The following is a 21,059-nucleotide window of genomic DNA, read 5'->3' on the forward strand; positions in this document are numbered from 1 at the left end:
GTTGACCAGAAAAAAGGCAGCGCAAGCCCCAGCATTTGCGCTAAATGCTTTAGATGCTCCGCACCGCTTAGGCGGCTGAGAAGTCGCCTTCAAGATTTAGCGAGGGAAAACCACCTGGGCCCGCAACTCGCCGGGAGGGTTGGCCTGCGTATGGATGTTGATGTAGTAGGCCCCGGCCAAGAAGCTGGAGACCTGCTCAGGGGTGAGTTGGGCCTCTAGCCGGAAGTTCCCCGATTGATTGTCGGGATTGGGCAACATGTTCAGGACAAAGACGACCGGGCCTGTGGCCTGGGCGAAAGATTGTCCCGGCTGGGGCTGGGCCAGGTGAATGTGGCCGGGGCCAAAATTGGCGATCGGCAAAAGTGGGGTCGTGAGATTCGTAAAACTCCCCTGGACAGATAGAGTACGGGCGGTCTGGTTTAAAGTGACAACAGCACTGCCGCTGGCGGAGCTGGGCACCGCTACCGGCGGTACTTCGGCAGCAGGAGATAGGGTCAAGGTAGCCGTAGAGACTACAGCTCCCGGCGCAGGGGTTACCGAGCTGCCGCTCCCGCAGCCGCTGAGAAACAAGGCAGCAGCCAGGCAAACACCCCAAAAAGCTTTGCAGACAAAACGAAGCCGAAAGGCTGAATCCAGCAAAAACGTCAACAACATGGAAAAAGCTCCTCGGTCGGAGAACAAGCCATCTCAAATACGGAGCAGGCCCAGCTTCGGATTCACCCTTGGAGAACAAGATCACGATCGCCTGAGGAGTTACCCCTGTTTCTCAAGCCGTCTTCCTCTCGAGGGGCTTCCCAAGAGGTTGAAGCAGCCTAGCTGCTGAGGGGCGGAGGGCCGAAGATGGCCAAGCTCCAAGGCTCTCCCTCGCCAAACTTTCCCAGGCCAGGTTCGCTGATCTGTGTGTTTAAAGGGTTCCCAACCCCTTGACAGGAGGCCAAAACTTCATTGCAAGCATAGCGGGCACAGCCAAACAACTGGGCTAAGTTTGGCCTCTATTGGTCTGTAGGGTAAAGACTGTACTTGCACCGGGCTTTCATGAGCTCAAGTTAAGTTGGCATGTCTATGCCAGCCCATAGAACTAAGGGAAGAACGCAGCAGTATTTCCAGCTTACAGGCGCATTTGGTGTTTGTTACTACAGCCCTACAACAAAGCTACTTTGTGGAGTCCAAGCTATGTATCTATATCTAGTGTCGGTGGCGCTCCTCTTCAGGTCTTCATTGCATACATCCAAAATCAACTTGGGGTTTTAGACCCAACTTTTTGGTGGTTATCTGTTCTCAGCAAAAGTTACCAATTTGTCAGGTGGCCGTCAAGTGTGCCGAGTGTACAGAAGGTTGGTTTTCAGAGCATTTATCTTTTAGCAACGAAGAGTAAGCTGTAGGTATAGCATACCTTGGAGAAGTAAGTTGTATGAACAGCACCCTTTGGTTTCTGTTGATCGGGGCGATTGCCGGTTGGCTGGCAGGGTACATCCGGCGTGGTTACGGATTTGGCTTGATCGGCAACATCATTGTCGGCGTCTGCGGGGCATTTGTCGGGGGATATCTCTTTGATTTGCTTGGCCTATCGGCTACGGGCTTGCTGGGAAGCTTGCTGATGGCTACTGTTGGGGCTTTGGTTCTGTTGGCCTTGATCAGCTTTATTCGTCGGGCTTGACCTTCAGGTGGCTCGCAAGCGCTCCCAAGAATCTGCGTTTTCCTTGGGATGCTGTGTTGAACATTTACCGGAGAGTTTTGATGAACATTCGTGTTGTTGCGGCGGCGATGATTGGCTGGGCAATCCCCACTTTGGGGTTGCTCGCCTTGCCCCCTGCTTCTGCTCAGCAACTGTTTGATGTAGGTGTGCGCCAATTGCAGCCGGGCACGATCATCCCCGTCCAGACCCTCGAGGGTGGAGAGCCCCAGTACTTCAGCCCCAACAGCACCCATCCCCTTACCTTGCGGGTAGCTCAGGACATCTACGGCGGCGACGGCCAGTTGGTGATCCCGGCAGGGAGCGAAGTGCGGGGTAGTTTGCGCCCGGTTCAGGGAGGAGCTCGGTTCTTCGGCACGGCCCTGGTTGCCAATGGACGCCTTTACTCGGTGCAGATGTCTTCTGACTTGATCCACGATGAGAAAGATCCCCGCCAATACTCCGCCGAAGCCATCGCCCAGGACGCAGCCATTGGTGCGGTGGGCGGTACGGTGCTGGGCCTGCTGACAGGGGGTGTCTCTGCTTTGGGGGTGATTGGCGGAGCCGGGGCCGGCGTGGCAGTGGGCAACATCACGGCTCCCCAGGTGGTGGTGTTGCGCCCCAGTCAGGTGATGAACTTGACCCTGAATAGCCCGCTGCGCCTGTAATGAGCCACGTCTAATCCCCTTCCCCCAACTCCCAGATCTCAAAAGCTTAAGGATCCCGGCCCAAAACCGGGATCCTTTTCTGTTTTGACCTGGGCTTTGGGGCCGTCTCTGACCGGCTAGCGGTGCAAGTAGGTGTAGGCCCGCAGGTTGTCTTCGAAGTGCTGCTGCAAAGCGCGGGCCTGATCCAGGCTAATCTGCCCCCGTTGCAGGGCGGCTTCGGTGGCGTGGTGCAGGGTTTCCACCAGATCTTCGCTGTTGTACTGCACCCAGCTCAGCACTTCGCCGATGGTGTCCCCCTTGATAACTTGGGTGACTTGGTAGCCGCCGGGACGGGTGCGGATGTGCACGGCGTTGGTGTCGCCAAACAGGTTGTGCAGATCCCCCAGGATCTCCTGGTAGGCGCCCCCCAGAAACACCCCCAGCAGGTAGGGCTGCCCATCGGGATCGTGCAGCGGCAAGACCGAGGTGATCTGCCCGTCTTCGCCAAAGAAGCGGTTGATCTTGCCGTCGCTGTCGCAGGTCAGATCCGCCAAGGTGGCCCATTGGCGCGGCTCCTCGTCCAGACGGTGGATGGGCATGATGGGAAACACTTGGTCGATGGCCCAGCTATCCGGCAGGGATTGGAAGAGGGAGAAATTGCCGTAGTAGATGCTGGCCAGCATTTCGTCCAGATCTAGAAGATCTACGGCCACCGGCTGCCCCGCCTGGTGCTGCTCGTAGGCCAGTGTGCAGATCTTGTCGGAGCAGTTCCAGAACATCCGCTCCACCTCGGCCCGCTCCTGCAAGCTGAGGGATCCCTCGGTAAATTGGCGCAGGGCGGCTTCTTTGAGCTCCTGGCAGCGGCGATAGTCGGCCACCAGGGTCTCCGGCTGGATCTGGTAGTAAAGCTGGTTCAGCTTCTGGATCACCTCGGCATCGGACGTGAGCTGGGTGGGCATGGGGTAGGGGCTGGCGGCGTTGACATCCTGGACGTCAAAGACCAGCACCGACTGGTGGGACATCAGGGCCCGCCCGCTTTCGGTCACCAGCACCGGCGGCTGGATCCCGTGCGGCTGCAGGGCACTCAGCACCGTCTGCACCACGGTGGCGGCGTAATCCTCCAAGCTGTAGCTCTGGGAGAAATGGCTGGTGGACTGGGATCCGTCGTAATCAACCCCCAAGCCGCCGCCGATATCCAGATAGCCCATCGGCGCCCCCAGTTTGACCAGCTCGATGTAGATCTGGCTGGCCTCCCGCACGGCCCGCCCATGCACGCTCACCATCGAGATCTGCGAGCCAATGTGGTAGTGCAACAGACGCAGACAGTGCAGCTTGCCGGCCTCCCGCAGCCGTTCCACCACCTGCAACATCTCCGTGGCCGTGAGGCCGAACTTGGCCCGATCCCCAGCCGAGGTGCCCCAACGCCCGATCCCTTGGGCTGAGAGCTTGGCCCGCACCCCCAGGATGGGATCAATGCCCAGGTGCTCGGCAGCCTGCAGCACCAGCTCCAGCTCCTGCAGCCGCTCCAGGACGATGATGGGGGTGCGCCCCAGCCGCTGGGCCAAGAGAGCCGTTTCCATAAAATCGCGGTCTTTGTAGCCGTTGCAGATCAACAGAGCCCCAGGTGTATCCAGCAGAGCCAGGGCAATCAACAGCTCCGGCTTGGAGCCTGCCTCCAGCCCAAAGTGGTAGGCGCGACCGTGCTTGACCACCTCTTCCACCAGGTGGCGCTGCTGGTTCACCTTGACCGGGTAAACCCCCCGATAGACGTTGGGGTAGCCAAAGCGCTCGATGGCCTGCTGAAAGCTCTCGCAAAGCCGCCGCATGCGGTCGGCCACGATCTCGGGAAAGCGAATCAACAAAGGCAACTGCAAACCCCGCGCCACCAGATCCATCACCAGGTGGTACAGGTCGATGCCAGGTTCCTGCTGCTGTAGGCCCTGTGGGGTTACCTCCACATGACCGGCGGCGTTGATACGGAAGTAGGGATCCCCCCAACCGGAGATGCGATAGAGCTTTTCGCTGTCTCGCAGTGTCCAGGGAGAACGAGTCAAAGTCGGCATAGTAGTCCCCCAGATACCGAGATGTAAACAGCGCAGGATTTCTGCACAGAATCCACAATATATTGCTCTATTCCAAGATATGTCAAGATTTTTCCAAGGCAGGGGGGATCCGGCTCGAAACCGGCTAAGCCTTGCCAGATAAGGCTTTGGCCTGGGGATCCCTCTGCAGTTGCTGCAGAACTCAACTCTTTCATTCTCTTTCTTTCGCTGTTTTTCTTTGTTTTTCTCGAGCAAGCTCTGTTTTCCGTCTTGAGACAAAGACAGAGTTGGGATCCCCGTTTTTGCCGAAGCGCGCAGCGAACCCTGCGGGGATCGGCGACCAGTTGGTGAAGAGAAGAAGCCGACTTTTGCGGGAAGTTGCCCCCTCTGGTGCTTGCCAGAGCTAAAGATGGCAGCCCTTGACAGAGCTCCGTGGGCAAGACTAAGGATCGGGGCGGAGAGCTTGGAGCGCCTCAGCCATGGTTCAACTGCCCCGCTGCCGCCGTCGAGAAATGCTGCTGTCGTTGCTGGCTGCTGCCGGCCTAAGCGCCTGCCAACAGGGATCCCGTTCTGGCCAAGCCGGCGATGCTGTCCCTGTTGCCGACAGCCAGTCTTCCGGGGAAATTGTGTTGATCAACGGGGCTGGGGCTACCTTCCCGGCCCCTCTGTATTTGCGCTGGTTTTCCGACTACCGCCAGGTGGATCCCAAAGTGGAAATCAACTTCCAGCCGGTGGGCAGTGCCACCGGGATCCGCCAATTTATCGACCAGACGGTGGACTTTGCCGCCAGCGACGTGGCCATGACCGATGCCGAGATTGCCGAGGTGAAGCGGGGCGTGGTCATGATCCCGATGACAGCAGGCAGCATTGCCGTCGGCTACAACCTGCCCGGGATCCGCTCCGGCCTCAAGCTATCCCGCTCCGTCTTGGTGCAGATCTTCCGCGGCCAGATTACCCAGTGGCGGGATCCGCAGATTTTGGCCCTCAACCCCGATTTGGAGATCCCCGACCTGACCATCGCCGTCTGCTACCGCTCCGACGGCAGCGGCACCACCGACACCTTTACCCGCCACCTGGCCGCCATCGACCCCGCTTGGGCCGCCGAGATTGGTGTCGGCATGTCCCTGGAGTGGCCGGTGGGCATTGGGGTCAAGGGCAACGAAGGCATGAGCGCCCAGATGCTCTACAGCGAAGGGGTGATCGGCTATGTGGAATCGGTCTACGCCCGCGACCTGGATCTATCGGTGGCGGCCCTGGAAAACCGCCGCGGCGAGTTTGTCCTCCCCACCCCCGCAGCCTCGGCCCTGGCCCTGAGCGAAATCGAGCTGCCTGAGAACCTGCGGGCCTTTGAGCCGGATCCGTCCGGCGCCGGGGCTTATCCCATCGTCACCTACACCTGGATCCTGGCCTACCGCCAGTACCGGGATCCCGCTATTGCCACTGCCCTGCGGGCGGTGCTGCGCTGGGCCCTCAGCGAAGGACAAGCCCTGGCCGAAGCAATGGGCTACCTGCCCCTGGCCGAAACCGTTGTGGCCCGCAGCCTGGAAGCCCTGCAGCTTATCCAGAGCTAGCCGCCCTTGCCCCAACCGGCCCTGGAAGCAAGGCCCCGGCAGGTACGGAGATCCGTAACTGCTCTGCCTTCCAGTTGCCAGAAATGGGCGGCATTCTCGCCCTGACCGCAATGCCCTGCTGGTTAGGATCGGCCTAGGAAACAGCTAAATACCTGCTGAATTTTCACGGATTGGCTGCCCAAGCTACTTCATACAGCCTGGCGGCGGTAGCCGAGGTAACGTCTTGAACAAAAGGAGAACAAGGAGCCGATGGGAAAAGTTGTAGGAATTGACTTGGGCACAACCAACTCGGTTGTCGCCGTAATGGAAGGGGGTGTCCCCACCGTCATCGCCAATGCCGAGGGCACTCGCACCACGCCCTCGGTGGTTGCCTTCACCAAAGATGGAGAGCGCCTGGTAGGGCAGATGGCCCGCCGCCAGGCGGTGCTCAACCCCGAAAACACCTTTTATTCGGTCAAGCGGTTCATCGGGCGCAAGTACGATGAGCTGAATGCCGATTCCAAGCGGGTCTCTTACCAGGTGCGGCGGGATGAACGGGGCAATGTCAAGTTGTATGCACCCCGCTTGAACAAGGAATTTGCCCCCGAAGAGATCTCGGCCATGGTGTTGCGCAAGCTGGTGGATGATGCCAGCCGCTACCTGGGCCAACCGGTTACCCAAGCCGTCATTACTGTACCTGCTTACTTCAACGACTCGCAGCGGCAGGCCACCAAAGATGCCGGGAAGATCGCCGGCTTGGAAGTGCTGCGCATCATCAACGAGCCGACGGCGGCTTCTCTGGCCTATGGCTTGGACAAGCGCAACAACGAGACCATCCTCGTCTTCGACCTGGGCGGCGGCACCTTCGACGTGTCCATCCTGGAGGTGGGCGATGGGGTCTTTGAGGTGAAATCCACCAGTGGCGACACGCAGTTGGGAGGCGACGACTTCGACAAGAAGATCGTGGACTGGATGGCTGAGCAGTTCAAGCAAATGGAAGGGATCGACCTGCGGCAAGACCGGCAGGCCCTGCAGCGGCTGACGGAAGCCGCCGAAAAAGCCAAGATCGAGCTGTCCAGTGTCTCCGAGACCACCATCAACCTGCCCTTCATCACTGCCACTGCCGATGGTCCAAAGCACCTGGAGCTGAAGCTCTCCCGCGCCCAGTTTGAACACCTCTGCGCCGACCTGCTGGAGCGCTGCAAAGGGCCGGTGGAGCAGGCCCTGCGGGATGCCAAGCTCACCAAGGCCGACATCAACGAAGTGGTATTGGTGGGCGGCTCCACCCGCATTCCAGCGGTGCAGCGGCTGGTGAAGGAGCTGCTGGGCAAAGAGCCCAACCAGAGCGTCAACCCCGACGAGGTGGTGGCCGTGGGCGCTGCCATCCAGGCCGGTGTGCTGGCGGGCGAAGTTAAAGATGTGCTGCTGCTGGATGTCACCCCCTTGTCTTTGGGGGTGGAAACCCTGGGCGGCGTGGCCACCAAGCTGATCCCGCGCAACACCACCGTGCCCACCCGCAAGTCGGAGATCTTCTCCACCGCCGAAGATGGGCAGACCTCGGTGGAAATCCACGTGGTGCAAGGGGAGCGGGAGCTGGCCCGCGACAACAAGTCCCTGGGCCGCTTCAAGCTGGACGGGATCCCGCCGGCTCCCCGCGGTGTGCCGCAGATCGAGGTGACCTTCGACATCGACGCCAACGGCATCCTCAAGGTGACGGCCAGAGATAAGGGCAGCGGCAAGGAGCAGAGCATCTCCATCACCGGCGCCTCCACGCTGGATAGCAAAGAGGTGGAGCGGATGATTGCCGAAGCCGAGAAATACGCTGCCGAAGACCGCGCCCGCCGCGAGAAAATCGAGCGCCGCAACAAGGCCGACTCGCTGGCCTACCAGGCCGAGCGGCAGTTGAAGGAGCTGGGCGACAAGATCTCCTCCAGCAAGCGCAGCCAAATCGAGACCTTGGTGCGGGAGCTGCGGGACGCCATTCAACGGGAGGACGACAGCGCCATCCAGAGCAAAGAGCGGGAGCTGCAGGAGGCCCTCTACGCCATGAGCAGCGAGCTCTATCAACAGCCCGGCGCCGCTTCCAGCTCCACCTCTGGGACGACCTCTGGCGGCAGCGACGACGTCATCGACGCCGACTTCACCGAGACCAAGTGACGGCAGTGGGATCCCTCTGGGGCTCCTTATCCACAGCACCGATAATGAGGAAGGACGGGATAGGCGATGGCGTCTAGCCCGCCTTCTTCTCTTTTCGTCAACGGGTCGGAAGCCAACTGCTTGGTTTTTTGCCCATTCTCAGCAATTTGCCTGCGGACGCCTCCATGCAAAACTTCAAGGACTACTACAAGATTCTGGGGGTCAGCAAGACGGCCACCGCCGACGAGATCAAGCAGGCCTATCGGCGCTTGGCCCGGAAATATCACCCGGATGTTAACCCGAACAACAAAGCCGCCGAAGAGAAGTTTAAGGAGATCAACGAAGCCTACGAAGTTCTCTCGGATCCCGGCAAACGCAGGCAATACGACCAATTTGGCCAATATTATCAGCAGGGTGGGTTCCGTTCCCGGCGGGAGACCTATAGCCAGCCCTACGGCAGCCCTTTTGCCGATGCCCCCTTCAACGAAGACTTTGGATTTGGTGGGGGGGGTGTCGATTTCAGCCAATTTGACGATTTTCAAGATTTTATCGATCAACTGCTGGGCCGAGTGCGCAGCCAAAGCACAAACCGCAGCAGCGGCTTTTCCGGATCCAGCGACAACGCCAATTACGATGCTGAGGCCACCATTCAGCTCACCATCCCTGAAGCTTTCGAGGGGGGTAAGCGCCGCCTGCGGGTGGGCGGGGATCGCGTGCTCGAGGTCAACATCCCAGCAGGGATTACGCCAGGGAAGCGGATTCGCCTGCGCGGCCAAGGCCACCCCAACCCCAACGGCGGCGCCGGCGATCTGTACCTCAAGATCGAGCTGAAAGACCATCCCTTCTATCGCCTGGAGGGATTCGATGTTTACTGTGATCTGCCCATCAGTCCCAGCGAAGCGGTTTTGGGTGCCCAGGTGGAGGTGCCCACCCTGGATGGAGTGGTGAAGCTGCGGATCCCGCCTGGCATGCAGCCGGGGCGAAAGTTGCGGCTGGCGGAAAGGGGCTTCCCCAAGGGCAACGGAGAACGGGGGGATTTTTACGTGGTGGTGCAGATCCATTTGCCCACCCGTCTCTCTGATGAGGAACGGGAACTTTACGAAAAGCTGCAGCGGGTTCAATCCTACGATCCTCGGGCCGCCCTTAAGCTCTAGCAGTCGAGTGGGATCCCGGTGAAATCTGGCCGCGTCGGCGGGACGGGATTTGTCTGACCCTGGCTCCATTGCAGTTGCCGTAGGATGCCGCGCAACAAGGCCACCTCGGCCACGGTCAAGCCGGCCCGCTGGAACAGGGCGCGAAATTTGAGCATTTTGCGGCGGGCGGTGTGGGGGTGTAGGTAGCCGATCTGCAGCAAGAGCGCTTCCAAATGTCCAAAAAAGCCTTCCAGCAGCTCGAAGGGAACGAGCCTTTGGGAGAGGGGCACAGAAGGGGCGGGGGGAGGGTTCTGGCAGATGAGGGTGCGCAGCTCGTAGCAACACATGCCCACCGCCTGGGCCAGATTTAAAGACGGGTAAACCGGATCGGTGGGGATCTGGATCTGGCGATGGCAGAGGGCCAGCTCCTCGTTGCTCAAGCCGCGATCTTCGGGGCCAAACACAAGGGCAGCAGGGCCGGCAGCCAGCAAGGCGGGGAAGGCTTGGCGAGGGGACTGGATTTGCCATTCGGGGGGGTAGGCTTGGCTGCGCCCTGTTGTCCCGAAAACTTGCACACACCCCTGCAGGGCTTCAGCCAAGGTTTGCACCGTCTGGGCTTGATGGAGCAGGTCTGCCGCATGCACGGCCATGGTGATCGCTTCCCTATCGAGGGGATCGCATTGGGGATCCACCAACACCCATTGCCGCAGGCCCATGTTTTTCATTACACGGGCAATGGCGCCGAGGTTGCGCGGCCCAGCCGGCTGCACCAACACGATGCGCACCTGCGCCAATTGCTCTTGAGCCCAGTGGGACGATGTCGGCATTGCTCAGAAGGAATCGCAGATAGGGATCCCCTAAAGTAGAGGAGTTAGATCTTGTCATAAAGATTGTGCCGATGGGATCCGCCTACCGCTGTTGGCTGAGCTTGATTTGTCTGGTGTTGGTGGGATGCTGCTGGGGATCCCCGGCGTTGGCTGCCCATTCGTTGCTCTCCACGGCAGCAGAGCCGGCGCAGGTGGCTCCATCCTCTCAGTCTCTGGTAGAAGCGCGACAACGGCTGGAAGCAATTGCCGCGGCGATGCGCTCGATCCGCCTGTGTAGCCGTCCTAACTGCCGTTACCGCGATATCTCGGTAGAAGTGCGGCCTGTGGCAGGAGCCGAGTCGCCAGAGTACGAGGGCCGCATCGACGCCACCCTCGACCGCCCCTCCGGCAGCTTGGACAGGGCCCACTACCGGCTGCGGTTTCGGGAGGGACGCTGGCAGTTGCTGGGCGGCGAAGAGGTTTCTGATGTTTCCTCCTTTTTCTTTGAGGGAGATACCTACGAGGTGTTCAGCAGCTACGGTAGTCGCAAAGCCAAATTGGCGGATGCCAGCAGCAGCCTGCGGGTGGGCTACCGGGAGCTGTACTACCGCGTTTTCGACCAGGGCCAAGAGCGTCTGCCATAGGAGCGGGGAGCAGTTATGAGAGACCAACAGCACACCTTGGCCAGCTCCATTGCCCTGGAAGGGGTGGGCCTGCACACCGGTCTGCCCGTGCGCTGTAGCCTGCATCCGGCCCCTGCCGGCAGCGGTCGGGTCTTTGTGCGGGTGGATCAACCGGGATCCCCTGAGATCCCGGCCCGCTTGGGATCCCTGGCTCCTGCCCCTCTCTGCACCTTGCTGCAGCAGGGATTTGCTCAGGTGCAGACGGTGGAGCACCTCTTGGCCGCCCTCTACATCTTGGGCATCGACAACTGCCGCATCGAAGTGGCGGGGCCGGAGCTGCCGCTCTTGGACGGCTCTGCCTTACCTTTTGTGCAGGCCATCGCCCAGGCCGGGATCCTGGCCCAAGACCAGCCGGCACAACAGGGGGTGATCCGGGAGCCGGTTACCGTCTGGGCAGGGGAAGCCTTTGTCAGCGCCTTGCCCCACCCCGTCACTCGCTTTACCTATGGCATCGATTTTGCCGATTGCCCCATTGGCCAACAGTGGCTGAGCTGGCGGGAGAACAGGGCGGATTTTGTCCAGTCCATCGCGCCGGCCCGCACCTTTGCCCGCCAACAGGACGTAGAGCGGGCCCGCCAACAGGGGCTGATCCAGGGGGGCAGCCTGGAAAATGCTATCGTTTGCAGCCAAACCGAGTGGTTGGGGCCGTTGCGCTTCCCAGATGAGCCGGTGCGCCATAAGCTGATAGATTTACTAGGAGATCTCAGCTTGTTGGGCTGCCGCTTGCAGGGGCACATTGTGGCCTACAAGGCGGGCCACGCCCTGCACCACCGTTTGGCCGAGCAGTTGCTCCAGAGTGGATCCCTGCAGGTGGAGCCAGCTCAAGAGCAACCAAGGGATCCCCTTTGCCTGGGTGGGGTGGAATCTCGCTCTTCGTTTTGAGAGGGAGCCCGGCTTCTGGGATGGGTGAAAAGTTCTTGGGCCTGCTGCAATTTCTCTGTGCGGCCTTGCTTCTGCTTCAAGGCTCTCCCATGCGGGTTTTAAGGTTTGTCTTCCGGTTCTGTGGGTTACCATGTCTTCTGATGTCTCTCCTCCTCCTCTCCTCTCGGCTGAAGCAGCTGCTCAGTTGGCAACCGCTCCCCCCGTCTTCACAACGGAGCAAATCCTAGAGATCCTGCCCCACCGCTATCCTTTTTTGCTCGTGGATCGCGTGGTGGAGTACCAACCTGGGCAACGGGCGGTGGGCCTGAAGAACGTCACCTTCAACGAGCCCTTTTTCCAGGGGCATTTCCCCAACCGACCGATCATGCCCGGCGTTCTCATCGTCGAGGCCATGGCGCAGCTGGGGGGGATCGTGTTGACCAAGTTGCCCGATGTGGCCGGGCGCTTGGCCCTCTTTGCCGGCATCGATGGCGTTCGCTTTCGCCGTCCGGTGTTGCCGGGGGATCAACTGCTGCTTTCTGCCGATTTGCTCACCATCCGGCAAAAACGCATCGGCAAAATGTTTTGCCGCGCTCAGGTAGGAGGGCAACTGGTAACCGAAGGGGAGCTGATGTTCTCCTTGGTGGATTGATCACAGCGGCCAGCCGAGGAAGGCTCTGGGCGCGGCTGTCAAAGGACTCCGTCCCGCTAGCGCGAACGGCGCAGCGGCGACTTGTCGCCAGGAGACCCTGCTAAAGTGTTGAGATAGGGAGATGGCTCATTCCCGTCCAGATCGGGTAAACATGTTGCTGCGCAAGGTTGAGGTGGCAGTGTCTGATCTCCCCCGAACCTCAATCATCATTCGCAGGGTTGGGAGCGTAACCACAGTTGCTGGCTAGGTTGGACATGAGTTCGTTGGCTTCAGCGGGATCCACTCCCAACGTTTCTGCAAGTGCGCCGCACCGCTCACGCATCCACCCCACGGCGGTGATCCATCCGAAAGCTGAGTTGCACGAGACGGTTCAGGTTGGCCCCTATGCAGTTATTGGCGAACATGTGCGCATTGGTGCCAACACGGTGGTGGGGGCCCACGTGGTGATCGATGGCTGGACAGACATTGGCGAGGACAACCAGATTTTTCCGGGAGCGGTGCTGGGCACGGAGCCGCAGGATCTGAAGTACAGCGGCGCGCCCTCTCAGGTGGTGATCGGCAGAGGCAACCGCATCCGCGAGTTCGTCACCATCAACCGGGCCACCAATGAGGGGGAGGCCACCCTGATCGGCGACAACAACCTGCTGATGGCCTACGCCCATGTTGCCCACAACTGCGTCATCGAAAATCAGGTGGTGATTACCAATGCTGTTTCCTTGGCCGGCCACATCCACATCGAGTCGCAAGCCCGCATCGGCGGTATGGTTGGGATCCACCAGTTCACCCGCATCGGGCGCCTGGCCATGGTGGGGGCAATGAGCCGGGTGGACCGCGACGTGCCGCCTTACCTGTTGGTGGAAGGGCATCCGGCCCGCATTCGCGGCCTCAACTTGGTGGGGTTGCGGCGAGCCAAAGGGATGGAGGGATCCCTGCCGGCCTTGCGGCAAGCCTATCGGCTGCTATACCGTTCTGGTTTGCCCCTAGAAAAAGCGCTGCAAACCCTGCGCAGCAGCCTCCGCAGCGAGGGGGGGTGCTGCATCTGTTCCCTGCAGGGCAAAGAATGGGTGGATGAGACGGGATCTTTACAACACCTGCTGCAATTTTTGGAAGATTCCCTTTCCCAACCCCAACGGCGTGGACCCCTGCCGGCCCTACGCGGGAGAGGGGAAGAGTTGCCAGAGCTGGGTGATTAAGGATCGCAGGTGAGCCATCTGTTTGTGTGCACAGGCGAGGTCTCAGGGGATCTGCAGGCCGGCCATCTCATTCGCGAGCTGCTGCGCCAACGCCCGCACCTGCGCATCACCGCGGTCGGGGGAGAGGAGATGGCTGCTGCCGGAGCCCGGCTGCTGCACCGCACCACCGAGATCAGCTCCATCGGCATCCTGGAAGCTCTCCCCTTCGTCGGCCCTGCCCTCTGGACAGAGTGGAAAATTCGCCGCTTTTTGGCCCAAGACCCGCCGGATGTGGCTGTGCTGGTGGACTACATCGGCGTCAACAGCCGCATTGCCCCTCTGCTGCAGCGGCGGCAGATCCCCGCCGTGTACTACATTGCCCCCCAGGAATGGGTCTGGTCGCCCAACAGCCGCCTTACCTACCAACTGGCCCAGCAGATGCGGCTGATGCTGGCGATTTTCCCTGAGGAAGCCCGCTACTACGCCGCGGCAGGAGCCCACGTGCAGTATGTGGGCCATCCCCTGTTGGATATTCTGGCCGCTGTACCCAGCCGTGCTCAAGCCAGAGCCCAGTTGGGGATCCCGGCCGAAGCCACGGTGGTGGTGGTGGTGCCGGCTTCGCGGCGGCAAGAGCTGCGCTCGGTTTTGCCTGTTCTGCTCCAGGCAGCTCAGTTGTTGCAAGCTCACCTGCCCCAGGCGCAGTTTTGGGTGCCCTTGGCCTCGCCCCGTTTTGCCGCCCCGATTGCCCGGGCTGCCCGCCGTCTTGGGCTCAACCTCACCCTTTTGGATCCCCAAGCCCTGCCCTTCTTCTCGCCCCACAAAGCCCATCACCTTGCTTTGGCAGCGGCTGACTTGGTGCTGGCCAAGTCCGGCACGGTGAACTTGGAGACGGCCATCTTGGGGATCCCACAGGTGGTGATCTACCGCCTCAACCCGCTCACCTTTTGGCTGGCCCGCCACTGGCTGAAGGTGTCGGTGCCCTTTATGTCTCCCCCCAACTTGGTGCTGATGCGCCCCATTGTGCCGGAATTGTTACAGGAGCAGGCCCAGCCGGAGCAGATCGCCCAACTGGCGCTGGAGCTGCTGACCCGGAAGCAAGCCCAACTGCAAGCCGACTATGCCGCGATGCGGGCGGCCCTGGGAGAACCCGGCGTTCTCGCCCGCGCCGCCAAGGCCATCCTAGAGGTGTTGGATGGCAAGTAACTCCGGCAACTCAGCACCGGGGAACGGCCAGGGCTGCTGTTGGAGCTCTTTAACAGGCCTATCCCAGGGATCGCTTGCCCTGGCGGTTTTGATGGACTAGGCTGAAGTCAGGGTAGGGATCGGTTTGTGCGCAAAAAGCCTAAGTGCTTCGCAGGCCAGCGGCCAACTTTGTGGAGTGAATGTTGTGCAATCCCCAGTTGTTCTCAATTCCGAACGCCCATTGCCAAATGTTTCGCCGACGGTACTGTTGGCGGACGACGACCCATTCATACTAAAGTACTTGGCTCTTTTGTTGAGCCATGAGGGCTATTGGGTGGCGGAGGCCGAAGACGGTGAGCAAGCCTTGCAGCTTTTTGCTCAAACTCAACCTCAGATAGCTCTCCTGGATGCCCTCATGCCCGGCTTAGACGGGTTCGAGTGTTGCCGCCAACTACGGGCTTTGGATGCGGATCTGCCCTGCTTGATGATCACCTCACTCGAGGATCAAGATTCCATCGACAAAGCCTTTGCTGCCGGAGCCAGCGACTACGTGACCAAACCCGTTTACTGGCCCGTGATGCGTCAGCGCATCCGCTACCTGCTCAAAGGCCGTCAGACACTGGTAAACCTGCGCCAACAGGCGGCCCGCGAACAAGCTCTGAACCGGGTTGTGCGGGCCATTCGCGCTGCTTTGCAGTTGGATCAGATCTTCGCTGTGGCCACCCGTGAGATTTGTCATCTGCTGGAGGCGGATCGGGTGAGCATCAGCATCTATCGGCCTCAGCAACAGCATTGGCGCATCATCTCCGAGTACTCCACTCAGCCGAATCACTATTTGGGCTGTCTCATTCCCGATGCCGAAAGCCCCATTGCCCAACAGTTGAAGCAAGGGAAGGTAGTGTTGCTGGAAGCAGCCGACCAGGCTGAAGGTTGGGCCTACATTGCTTCCATGGCCAAAGCCTATCCCGGCAGTTGGCTGTTGGTACCCCTCTACGGCGGCGAAAGCCCCGCATTTGGCCCGGCCCACCTCACCCTGTGGGGCAGCTTGTGTCTGCAACTGAAAACAACGCGCCCCGGCTGGTTAGCCACTAGTCAGGATCTGATCTTGGCCTTGGCCGATCACCTCTCCATCGCCATTCAGCAGGCGGAACTGTTCCAACAGATCCAGGAGCTCAACCGCACCCTGGAAGAAAAGGTACAAGCCCGCACTGCCCAACTGGATCGGCAGGTGCAGGAATTGCAGCGGCTGGATCACCTAAAAAATGATTTCCTCAGCACAGTGTCCCACGAGCTGCGCACCCCTCTTGCCAACATGAAAATGGCCATCCGCCTGCTCAGCGCTGTCCTGCTGCCTGACCGGGGCACTGCCAAATCCCCGGATCCGGCCAAGATCTCTCAGTACTTGAAAGTGTTGGACAACGAATGTGAGCGGGAGATCAAACTGGTCGAGGATCTGCTGGAACTGCAGCGGTTGGAGGTGCTCAAAGGACTCCGTCCTGCTAACGCGAACGGCTCACAGCAGCCCTGCTGGTTGGCGTTGCAAAAGTGGTTGCCCCAAATTGCGGAGCCCTTCGCTCAAGATGCCTACCGCCGCCATCAGCACTTCAGCCTTGGGATCCCTCCCGAACTGCCCGCCATTTCTACCCTGCCGGAGGTGCTCAAGTCGGTGCTGGCCGAATTGCTGAGCAATGCTTGTAAATTTACCCCTGCCGAGCACCAGATCAGCCTACAGGTCACCAACCATTCCGATCACCTAGAAATCCAGATCCTCAACACCGGCGTCACCATTCCCCCAGAAGAACAAAAGCGAGTCTTTGAGAAGTTCTATCGGGTGCCCAGCGCAGATCCCTGGCGGCAAGGGGGGACGGGGCTGGGGCTGGCCCTTGTGCTACAGCAGGTGAGCCTGCTGCAAGGAAGCATTCACCTCAGCAGCGAGGCAAATCGCACCTGCTTTACCTTGCGGCTGCCTCTGGTTCTCTCTGCCCCTGACCAAGACAAGCCGGCTCAGCCTAGGGTGTAGGTGTTGGGGTGGCCGGCTTGGATTCTTGCAAAACTTCTTGCAAGCGCACGCGAACCCGCTGGTTGAGGGCAGGATTTTCGTTCGCCAAGGTCATCAATTCGCGGTATTGCAGCACCGTCAGCCCTTGCTGCTCGACAATGCGGCTGGCTTGGGTTTCCGTGCGCTGCATAATTTGCTCATATTCCTCTTCGTTCTGGGTTTCCCGCAGTTGGGCGCTGGCTTCTCGAATCAGGGGATCCAACTCCAACAAAATCCGCACCAACTGTTCCACCTGAGCATCGGTGACTTGCTCTGGGGTCAGAGTCGGAGATGCCAGAGGGCTGGGAGTTGCGGGGGTCTCAGTCGGAGAAGCAGTCGCAGCAGGACTGGGCAGCGGGGTTGCTCCCTGTGCCCAAACCGGCAGGGATCCCAAGCTGAGTCCCAGACCCACCAGCAATGCGAATTTCATCATGCCCAAAACTCCCTAGACCTAGACGAGGTTTACCCGAGCCTTTGAGGTGCAGCTAAAGCTAGGCTAGCAAGATGCCTGTGTTCCGTCTGATCGCTTCAGCGCAGTCCTGGAAACCCAGCAAACTCATCAAGCTTCTTTGCCGGTCACTTGGATCGGGATCCAATCCCTACGGTACCAGAACCTCTCACCCCTTGGCTGGGCACTCAGGACAGACCCGCGAAAGGGCTATATGGATCTGCTGTGGATCTCTTGTAGAAACAAGAAGTTAGCTGTACAGTCTTAGTACACTGCCCGAGAGCAGACCCTTCCTCTTCTCGGTCGAGCAGTTCCAAACTGGCAAAGTCGGCAACTGACTCAGCACTTCAACCCAAAAGAGGTTGATTTGAAACTGAGTTTAGGTATATATTCTGTTGAGCACCGTTTCTACTAATGTTAAGCTGGAGCTCAGATTTGATGAGAGTCTCCTGCGTTGGCAGCTGATTTTCTCTACAGTTGCCAGAGGCAGTGGATTCGCTTCAAGATTGAGCCTAGCAACCACTCAACTTGTCAGCTCTCTTCGCAGGCAGTTTTTGGGGATTTTCACTCAGAGGACGCTTCCCCACGGGAGTTTGGGGATGGTGTTCGAGTTGCCCTCCCGCCGAGCAAAAGGAAGTTGCTGGTTTATGGTTTATTGTTCTTGTAAAGAAGAATAACAAAAATGGGTAAAAGTTATTGATTTTCTTAAGCAGTGCTGATATATTCCCTTTGCGGTTGTTCGGTCATCCCTCTACAGGAGGCTTACATTGGTTAGGAGAAGAAAGCGTAAGAGCCGCCGTCGTCTGGAAGGGCGCAAGATTTTAGATCATATCCCTCAATTTAATTTGGACAGTGGTGAGGAGAAGTCTGTAACTGCTGCTCGCAGATATATTCAGGAAAATTCTATTCAGCCGCCTGCGCTGATTTTGGTACGGCGCAATGAACATACGATTGATCGGTTTTTTTGGGCGGAGAAGGGGTTATTTGGTGCGCAATATGTCGAGGAGAACCACTTCCTTTTTCCCAGCCTGCGGGCTTTGCTAGCGGAAGTTGCGGCTGAGAAGCCGGAGAAAAAATCCTCGAAGGCTCTTGCAACTGCCGCCCGCTAGTTGCTGGCTGCTTTTCCCCACAGCAGGCAGTTGGGAGACTTTGAATGGCGTGGAGCTCCGGATGCCTCATGGCCCAAGTTCGACCTGCTGGTGGCAGCGGGAGGGTCACGCGCTACCCTACAAGGGATCCCGTCGGAGATGCCGGATGAGCCGACTGCCTCAAACCACTGCCCATGTGCAGATTACCCGCCGCTCTTGGCAGGAGGGTGCCATCGAAGGGGAAGTCAACGCCAACGGTTGGGTTTGGCGCTTCTGCTGGTGCTTTCGGGCCGGGGAGCTGAAGGTGGAACCTTCTGTGGGGCGGGCTTTGATTTGTGAGCCCTTGAGCCGTTTTCTGGAAAAATCGGACTATCTGCTGGAACCCGGCAGCAACTACTCGTTTGTGATTCGCAGTAGCCTGTAGGTTTTCCCGAGAAGGACTCCCTCCTGCTACGGCAACGGGAGGGAGCTTCTGCCCAGCAGCAGCGATCGCCGCCGGCCAGGGCACCTGCTAGAGTAACCGGCAATTCAGGGATCCCTGAGAAGAAATGGGAGGGCTGGCCAGGATGGAGGTGGAGACAAGCGTCCTGAGGCGGATGTTGGGTATCTACGGCAGCCCCAAGATGGGCACTTTGCTGCTGCTGGGGTTTTCGTCGGGTTTGCCGCTGCTGTTGATCAACTCCACCCTCAATGCCTGGCTGACCCAAGCGGGCTTGACCACCATTGCCATCGGCTTGTTTAACCTGCTCAATTTGCCCTACTCGTTCAAGTTTCTCTGGTCGCCTATTCTGGATCGGTTTCTGTTGCCGGCACCGGGATCCCTGCGGGGCAGTCGGCGGCGGGGGTGGATGGCCCTGACCCAGGTGCTGTTGCTGCTCAGCATCGGGCTGCTGGGTTTTCAAGATCCCACCCAAACCTGGCTAGAAACCTTGGGCTGGGAGGAGCTGGCCCAGACTTGGCCGGGCATCACGGTTTTCACCCGCCCGATCTTTCTGGTGGGGTTCCTGGTGGCTTTTTTGAGCGCCTCTCAGGACATCGCGGTGGACGCCTACCGCACCGACATTTTGGCAGAGCGGGAGATGGGGGCAGGGGTAGCCATTTTCGTATTTGGCTATCGCATCGCGCTGCTGGTCAGCAGTGGTGTGAGTTTGATCTTGGCGGACTACTTGCCCTGGTGGCAGGTGTACGGGATCATGGCGCTGCTGATGTCGATTGGGGTGGTTACCTCATTTTTGGCCCCCGAGCCGGAAAACAGTGCCCTCAAACCTACCTCGCTGCGGGCGGCCATTATCGAGCCGTTTCAATCTTTTTGGCGGCACCGCTTGGCCTGGGCGATCCTGCTGTTCGTGGTCTGCTTCAAGTTGCCGGATAGCTTGGCGGGGCAAATGACCCCCACGTTTTTGTTGCAGACGGGGTTCAGCACCAGCGATCTGGGCATCATCCGCAGTTGGATAGGCTTGTTGGCCACCTTGGTGGGGGCTTTTGTGGGGGGAGAGTGGGTCAGCCGCGCCGGCACCTACCGCTGTCTGTTCATCTTCGCGGCCCTGCAGGGGATCGGCAATTTGGGCCTGGGAGCCATTGGGTTGGTGGGGCAAAACTATCCGCTGCTGGTGGGGGCAACCCTTTTCGACAACATGGCCGGGGGCATGGGCACGGCTGCTTTCCTGGCTTTTTTGATGAGCCTCTGCGATCGGCAATTTAGCGCCACCCAGTACGCTCTGCTCACCAGCGTGTTTGCCGTGGGAGGAACCTTGGCCGGGGCCATGTCGGGCTATTTGGCGGCTGCGGTCAATTGGCCGCTGTTCTATTTGATTACAGCGATGACAGCCGCTCCGGCGATGGTGCTCTTGCTGTGGCTCGGCCCACCTGAGGAGTTAGGGATGGACGTAACAAACCGCTGATGGCCGCCTACAGCGCAGCCCCGATTTTGGCGGCCAGGTCCACCAGCCGCGCGGCATAGCCGTACTCGTTGTCGTACCAGGAGAGCACCTTCACCGTGCGATCTCCCAGGGTCAGGGTGGATTCCAAGTCCACAATCGAGGAGTGAGGATCCCCAACGATATCCGCCGATACGATCTGCGGTGGGGCAATGGCCAGGATGCCGCGCATCGGGCCTTCTGCCGCCTCGACAAACGCTTGATTGACTGCTTCTTTGGTGATGGGCTGCTCGGTGCGCACCACAAAGTCCACGATCGAGCCGGTCAGGGTGGGCACCCGCAGCGCCAGCCCGTCCATCTTTCCTCTCAGGGCAGGCAAAACCTCGGCAACTGCCGTGGCCGCCCCGGTTGTGGAAGGCACAATCGACACCGCCGCCGAGCGGCCCCGCCGGTAGTCCTTGGGATCCGGGCGATCCACGATGGCCTGGGTGGCGGTATAGGCGTGGCAGGTGGTGAGAAAGCCTGTCTCGATGCCAAAGCGATCCAGCAAGACCTTAGCCAACGGCGCCAGACAGTTGGTGGTACAGGAGGCGTTGGAGACGATGTGGTGCCGCTGCGGGTCGTACTGGTCGTCGTTGACCCCCATCACCACCGTCAGGTCGGGGCCTTTGGCGGGAGCAGAGATGATCACTTTTTTGGCGCCGGCCTCCAGGTGTTTGGCGGCCCCATCTCGTTTGGTGAATAAGCCGGTGGATTCCACCACCAGGTCAACCCCCAGATCCTTCCAAGGCAGTTGGGCCGGATCCCGTTCTGCCAAAACCCGGACTTTGTGGCTGCCGATTTGCAAGTGGCCATCCACGGCGCTGACGGTCTGGGGCAGGCGCCCATAGGCCGAGTCGAACTGAAGCAGATAGGCCAGGTTTTCCGGCTCGGTCAGATCGTTGACGGCTACCACCTCCAGCTCCCGGTCGGGGGACGGAGTCCTTTCCGGCTGAGACAGCAGCACCCGCAAGAAAGCCCGCCCAATGCGACCAAATCCGTTGATGGCTACCCGTGTGGTCATCGCAGTCCT

At 59.7% G+C, this 21,059-nt stretch carries 19 protein-coding genes; 14 read left to right on the plus strand and 5 right to left on the minus strand.

The annotated features are described in order from the left end of the window. Positions 1–96 precede the first annotated feature (96 nt). Positions 97–654: a CHRD domain-containing protein gene (locus NW862_RS03925; RefSeq protein ID WP_414336131.1), complete on the minus strand. Its 558-nt coding sequence runs from the start codon at positions 652–654 to the stop codon at positions 97–99. 757 nt (positions 655–1,411) lie between these two features. Between NW862_RS03925 and NW862_RS03930 the strand changes: the two genes are divergently transcribed. After that, positions 1,412–1,657 (plus strand): GlsB/YeaQ/YmgE family stress response membrane protein, encoded by a 246-nt coding sequence (locus tag NW862_RS03930; protein ID WP_414335685.1) that lies wholly within the window; start codon positions 1,412–1,414, stop codon positions 1,655–1,657. A gap of 80 nt (positions 1,658–1,737) precedes the next feature. Next, positions 1,738–2,340, plus strand: a complete 603-nt coding sequence (locus NW862_RS03935) for a hypothetical protein (protein WP_414348589.1) — start codon at positions 1,738–1,740, stop codon at positions 2,338–2,340. A gap of 116 nt (positions 2,341–2,456) precedes the next feature. Here NW862_RS03935 and speA read toward each other — a convergent pair whose 3' ends face one another. Further along, the gene (speA, locus tag NW862_RS03940) at positions 2,457–4,382 is read right to left on the minus strand and encodes a biosynthetic arginine decarboxylase (protein WP_414426938.1); all 1,926 of its coding nucleotides are present in this window, start codon (positions 4,380–4,382) and stop codon (positions 2,457–2,459) included. Between the two features lie 458 nt (positions 4,383–4,840). On the opposite strand from speA, the gene pstS reads away from it, so the two are divergent. The 3 genes from pstS (at position 4,841) to NW862_RS03955 (ending at position 9,201) form a co-directional block, all read left to right on the plus strand. Beyond that, positions 4,841–5,932, plus strand: a complete 1,092-nt coding sequence (gene pstS, locus NW862_RS03945; protein ID WP_414335689.1) for a phosphate ABC transporter substrate-binding protein PstS — start codon at positions 4,841–4,843, stop codon at positions 5,930–5,932. Positions 5,933–6,181: 249 nt separating this feature from the next. Next, positions 6,182–8,068, plus strand: a complete 1,887-nt coding sequence (gene dnaK / locus NW862_RS03950) for a molecular chaperone DnaK (protein ID WP_414335690.1) — start codon at positions 6,182–6,184, stop codon at positions 8,066–8,068. Between the two features lie 164 nt (positions 8,069–8,232). Beyond that, the gene (locus NW862_RS03955; protein ID WP_414335691.1) at positions 8,233–9,201 is read left to right on the plus strand and encodes a DnaJ C-terminal domain-containing protein; all 969 of its coding nucleotides are present in this window, start codon (positions 8,233–8,235) and stop codon (positions 9,199–9,201) included. Here the strand turns inward: NW862_RS03955 and NW862_RS03960 are convergent. Further along, entirely contained in the window at positions 9,198–10,007 is an 810-nt protein-coding gene (locus NW862_RS03960; RefSeq protein WP_414338859.1) for an RNA methyltransferase, read from the minus strand. The genes NW862_RS03955 and NW862_RS03960 overlap by 4 nt on opposite strands. A 71-nt stretch (positions 10,008–10,078) precedes the next feature. Between NW862_RS03960 and NW862_RS03965 the strand changes: the two genes are divergently transcribed. The 6 genes from NW862_RS03965 (at position 10,079) to NW862_RS03990 (ending at position 16,556) form a co-directional block, all read left to right on the plus strand. Beyond that, positions 10,079–10,630 (plus strand): hypothetical protein, encoded by a 552-nt coding sequence (locus NW862_RS03965; RefSeq protein WP_414334811.1) that lies wholly within the window; start codon positions 10,079–10,081, stop codon positions 10,628–10,630. A gap of 15 nt (positions 10,631–10,645) precedes the next feature. Beyond that, a complete protein-coding gene (gene lpxC / locus NW862_RS03970; protein WP_414334810.1) occupies positions 10,646–11,551 on the plus strand; it encodes a UDP-3-O-acyl-N-acetylglucosamine deacetylase in 906 nt (301 codons plus the stop codon). A gap of 130 nt (positions 11,552–11,681) precedes the next feature. Then, positions 11,682–12,182, plus strand: a complete 501-nt coding sequence (fabZ, locus tag NW862_RS03975; protein WP_414334809.1) for a 3-hydroxyacyl-ACP dehydratase FabZ — start codon at positions 11,682–11,684, stop codon at positions 12,180–12,182. Between the two features lie 254 nt (positions 12,183–12,436). Beyond that, entirely contained in the window at positions 12,437–13,375 is a 939-nt protein-coding gene (gene lpxA, locus NW862_RS03980) for an acyl-ACP--UDP-N-acetylglucosamine O-acyltransferase (protein ID WP_414334808.1), read from the plus strand. A 9-nt stretch (positions 13,376–13,384) separates the two neighbouring features. Next, complete coding sequence (lpxB, locus tag NW862_RS03985; RefSeq protein ID WP_414334807.1) at positions 13,385–14,557, plus strand: lipid-A-disaccharide synthase; 1,173 nt, start codon at positions 13,385–13,387, stop codon at positions 14,555–14,557. A 184-nt stretch (positions 14,558–14,741) separates the two neighbouring features. Next, entirely contained in the window at positions 14,742–16,556 is a 1,815-nt protein-coding gene (locus NW862_RS03990; RefSeq protein ID WP_414426939.1) for a response regulator, read from the plus strand. Here NW862_RS03990 and NW862_RS03995 read toward each other — a convergent pair. Then, positions 16,546–17,007 (minus strand): DUF4168 domain-containing protein, encoded by a 462-nt coding sequence (locus NW862_RS03995; RefSeq protein WP_414368174.1) that lies wholly within the window; start codon positions 17,005–17,007, stop codon positions 16,546–16,548. The two genes, NW862_RS03990 and NW862_RS03995, sit on opposite strands and share 11 nt — an antisense overlap. A 782-nt stretch (positions 17,008–17,789) precedes the next feature. On the opposite strand from NW862_RS03995, the gene NW862_RS04000 reads away from it, so the two are divergent. From NW862_RS04000 to NW862_RS04010, 3 genes are all read left to right on the plus strand, one after another. Then, positions 17,790–18,131 (plus strand): DUF3155 domain-containing protein, encoded by a 342-nt coding sequence (locus NW862_RS04000; protein ID WP_414334804.1) that lies wholly within the window; start codon positions 17,790–17,792, stop codon positions 18,129–18,131. Positions 18,132–18,276: 145 nt separating this feature from the next. Next, the gene (locus tag NW862_RS04005) at positions 18,277–18,534 is read left to right on the plus strand and encodes a DUF3146 family protein (protein WP_414334803.1); all 258 of its coding nucleotides are present in this window, start codon (positions 18,277–18,279) and stop codon (positions 18,532–18,534) included. Between the two features lie 142 nt (positions 18,535–18,676). Beyond that, entirely contained in the window at positions 18,677–20,011 is a 1,335-nt protein-coding gene (locus tag NW862_RS04010; RefSeq protein ID WP_414348132.1) for an AmpG family muropeptide MFS transporter, read from the plus strand. A gap of 7 nt (positions 20,012–20,018) precedes the next feature. Here the strand turns inward: NW862_RS04010 and gap are convergent, their stop codons facing one another. After that, on the minus strand, positions 20,019–21,050 hold the full coding sequence (gene gap / locus NW862_RS04015) for a type I glyceraldehyde-3-phosphate dehydrogenase (RefSeq protein ID WP_414334801.1): 1,032 nt from the start codon (positions 21,048–21,050) through the stop codon (positions 20,019–20,021). Between the last annotated feature and the right edge of the window lie 9 nt (positions 21,051–21,059).

The organism is Synechococcus sp. H55.8 (assembly GCF_047462375.1).
Lineage (GTDB): Bacteria > Cyanobacteriota > Cyanobacteriia > Thermostichales > Thermostichaceae > Thermostichus.

What these genes read in the sequence shown, in the direction of transcription:
- NW862_RS03925 (WP_414336131.1), bottom strand. Translation starts at nt 654, where the DNA reads ATGTTGTTGACGTTTTTGCTGGATTCAGCCTTTCGGCTTCGTTTTGTC.
- NW862_RS03930 (WP_414335685.1), top strand. Translation starts at nt 1,412, where the DNA reads ATGAACAGCACCCTTTGGTTTCTGTTGATCGGGGCGATTGCCGGTTGG.
- NW862_RS03935 (WP_414348589.1), top strand. Translation starts at nt 1,738, where the DNA reads ATGAACATTCGTGTTGTTGCGGCGGCGATGATTGGCTGGGCAATCCCC.
- speA (WP_414426938.1), bottom strand. Translation starts at nt 4,382, where the DNA reads ATGCCGACTTTGACTCGTTCTCCCTGGACACTGCGAGACAGCGAAAAG.
- pstS (WP_414335689.1), top strand. Translation starts at nt 4,841, where the DNA reads ATGGTTCAACTGCCCCGCTGCCGCCGTCGAGAAATGCTGCTGTCGTTG.
- dnaK (WP_414335690.1), top strand. Translation starts at nt 6,182, where the DNA reads ATGGGAAAAGTTGTAGGAATTGACTTGGGCACAACCAACTCGGTTGTC.
- NW862_RS03955 (WP_414335691.1), top strand. Translation starts at nt 8,233, where the DNA reads ATGCAAAACTTCAAGGACTACTACAAGATTCTGGGGGTCAGCAAGACG.
- NW862_RS03960 (WP_414338859.1), bottom strand. Translation starts at nt 10,007, where the DNA reads ATGCCGACATCGTCCCACTGGGCTCAAGAGCAATTGGCGCAGGTGCGC.
- NW862_RS03965 (WP_414334811.1), top strand. Translation starts at nt 10,079, where the DNA reads ATGGGATCCGCCTACCGCTGTTGGCTGAGCTTGATTTGTCTGGTGTTG.
- lpxC (WP_414334810.1), top strand. Translation starts at nt 10,646, where the DNA reads ATGAGAGACCAACAGCACACCTTGGCCAGCTCCATTGCCCTGGAAGGG.
- fabZ (WP_414334809.1), top strand. Translation starts at nt 11,682, where the DNA reads ATGTCTTCTGATGTCTCTCCTCCTCCTCTCCTCTCGGCTGAAGCAGCT.
- lpxA (WP_414334808.1), top strand. Translation starts at nt 12,437, where the DNA reads ATGAGTTCGTTGGCTTCAGCGGGATCCACTCCCAACGTTTCTGCAAGT.
- NW862_RS03995 (WP_414368174.1), bottom strand. Translation starts at nt 17,007, where the DNA reads ATGATGAAATTCGCATTGCTGGTGGGTCTGGGACTCAGCTTGGGATCC.
- NW862_RS04005 (WP_414334803.1), top strand. Translation starts at nt 18,277, where the DNA reads ATGAGCCGACTGCCTCAAACCACTGCCCATGTGCAGATTACCCGCCGC.
- NW862_RS04010 (WP_414348132.1), top strand. Translation starts at nt 18,677, where the DNA reads ATGGAGGTGGAGACAAGCGTCCTGAGGCGGATGTTGGGTATCTACGGC.
- gap (WP_414334801.1), bottom strand. Translation starts at nt 21,050, where the DNA reads ATGACCACACGGGTAGCCATCAACGGATTTGGTCGCATTGGGCGGGCT.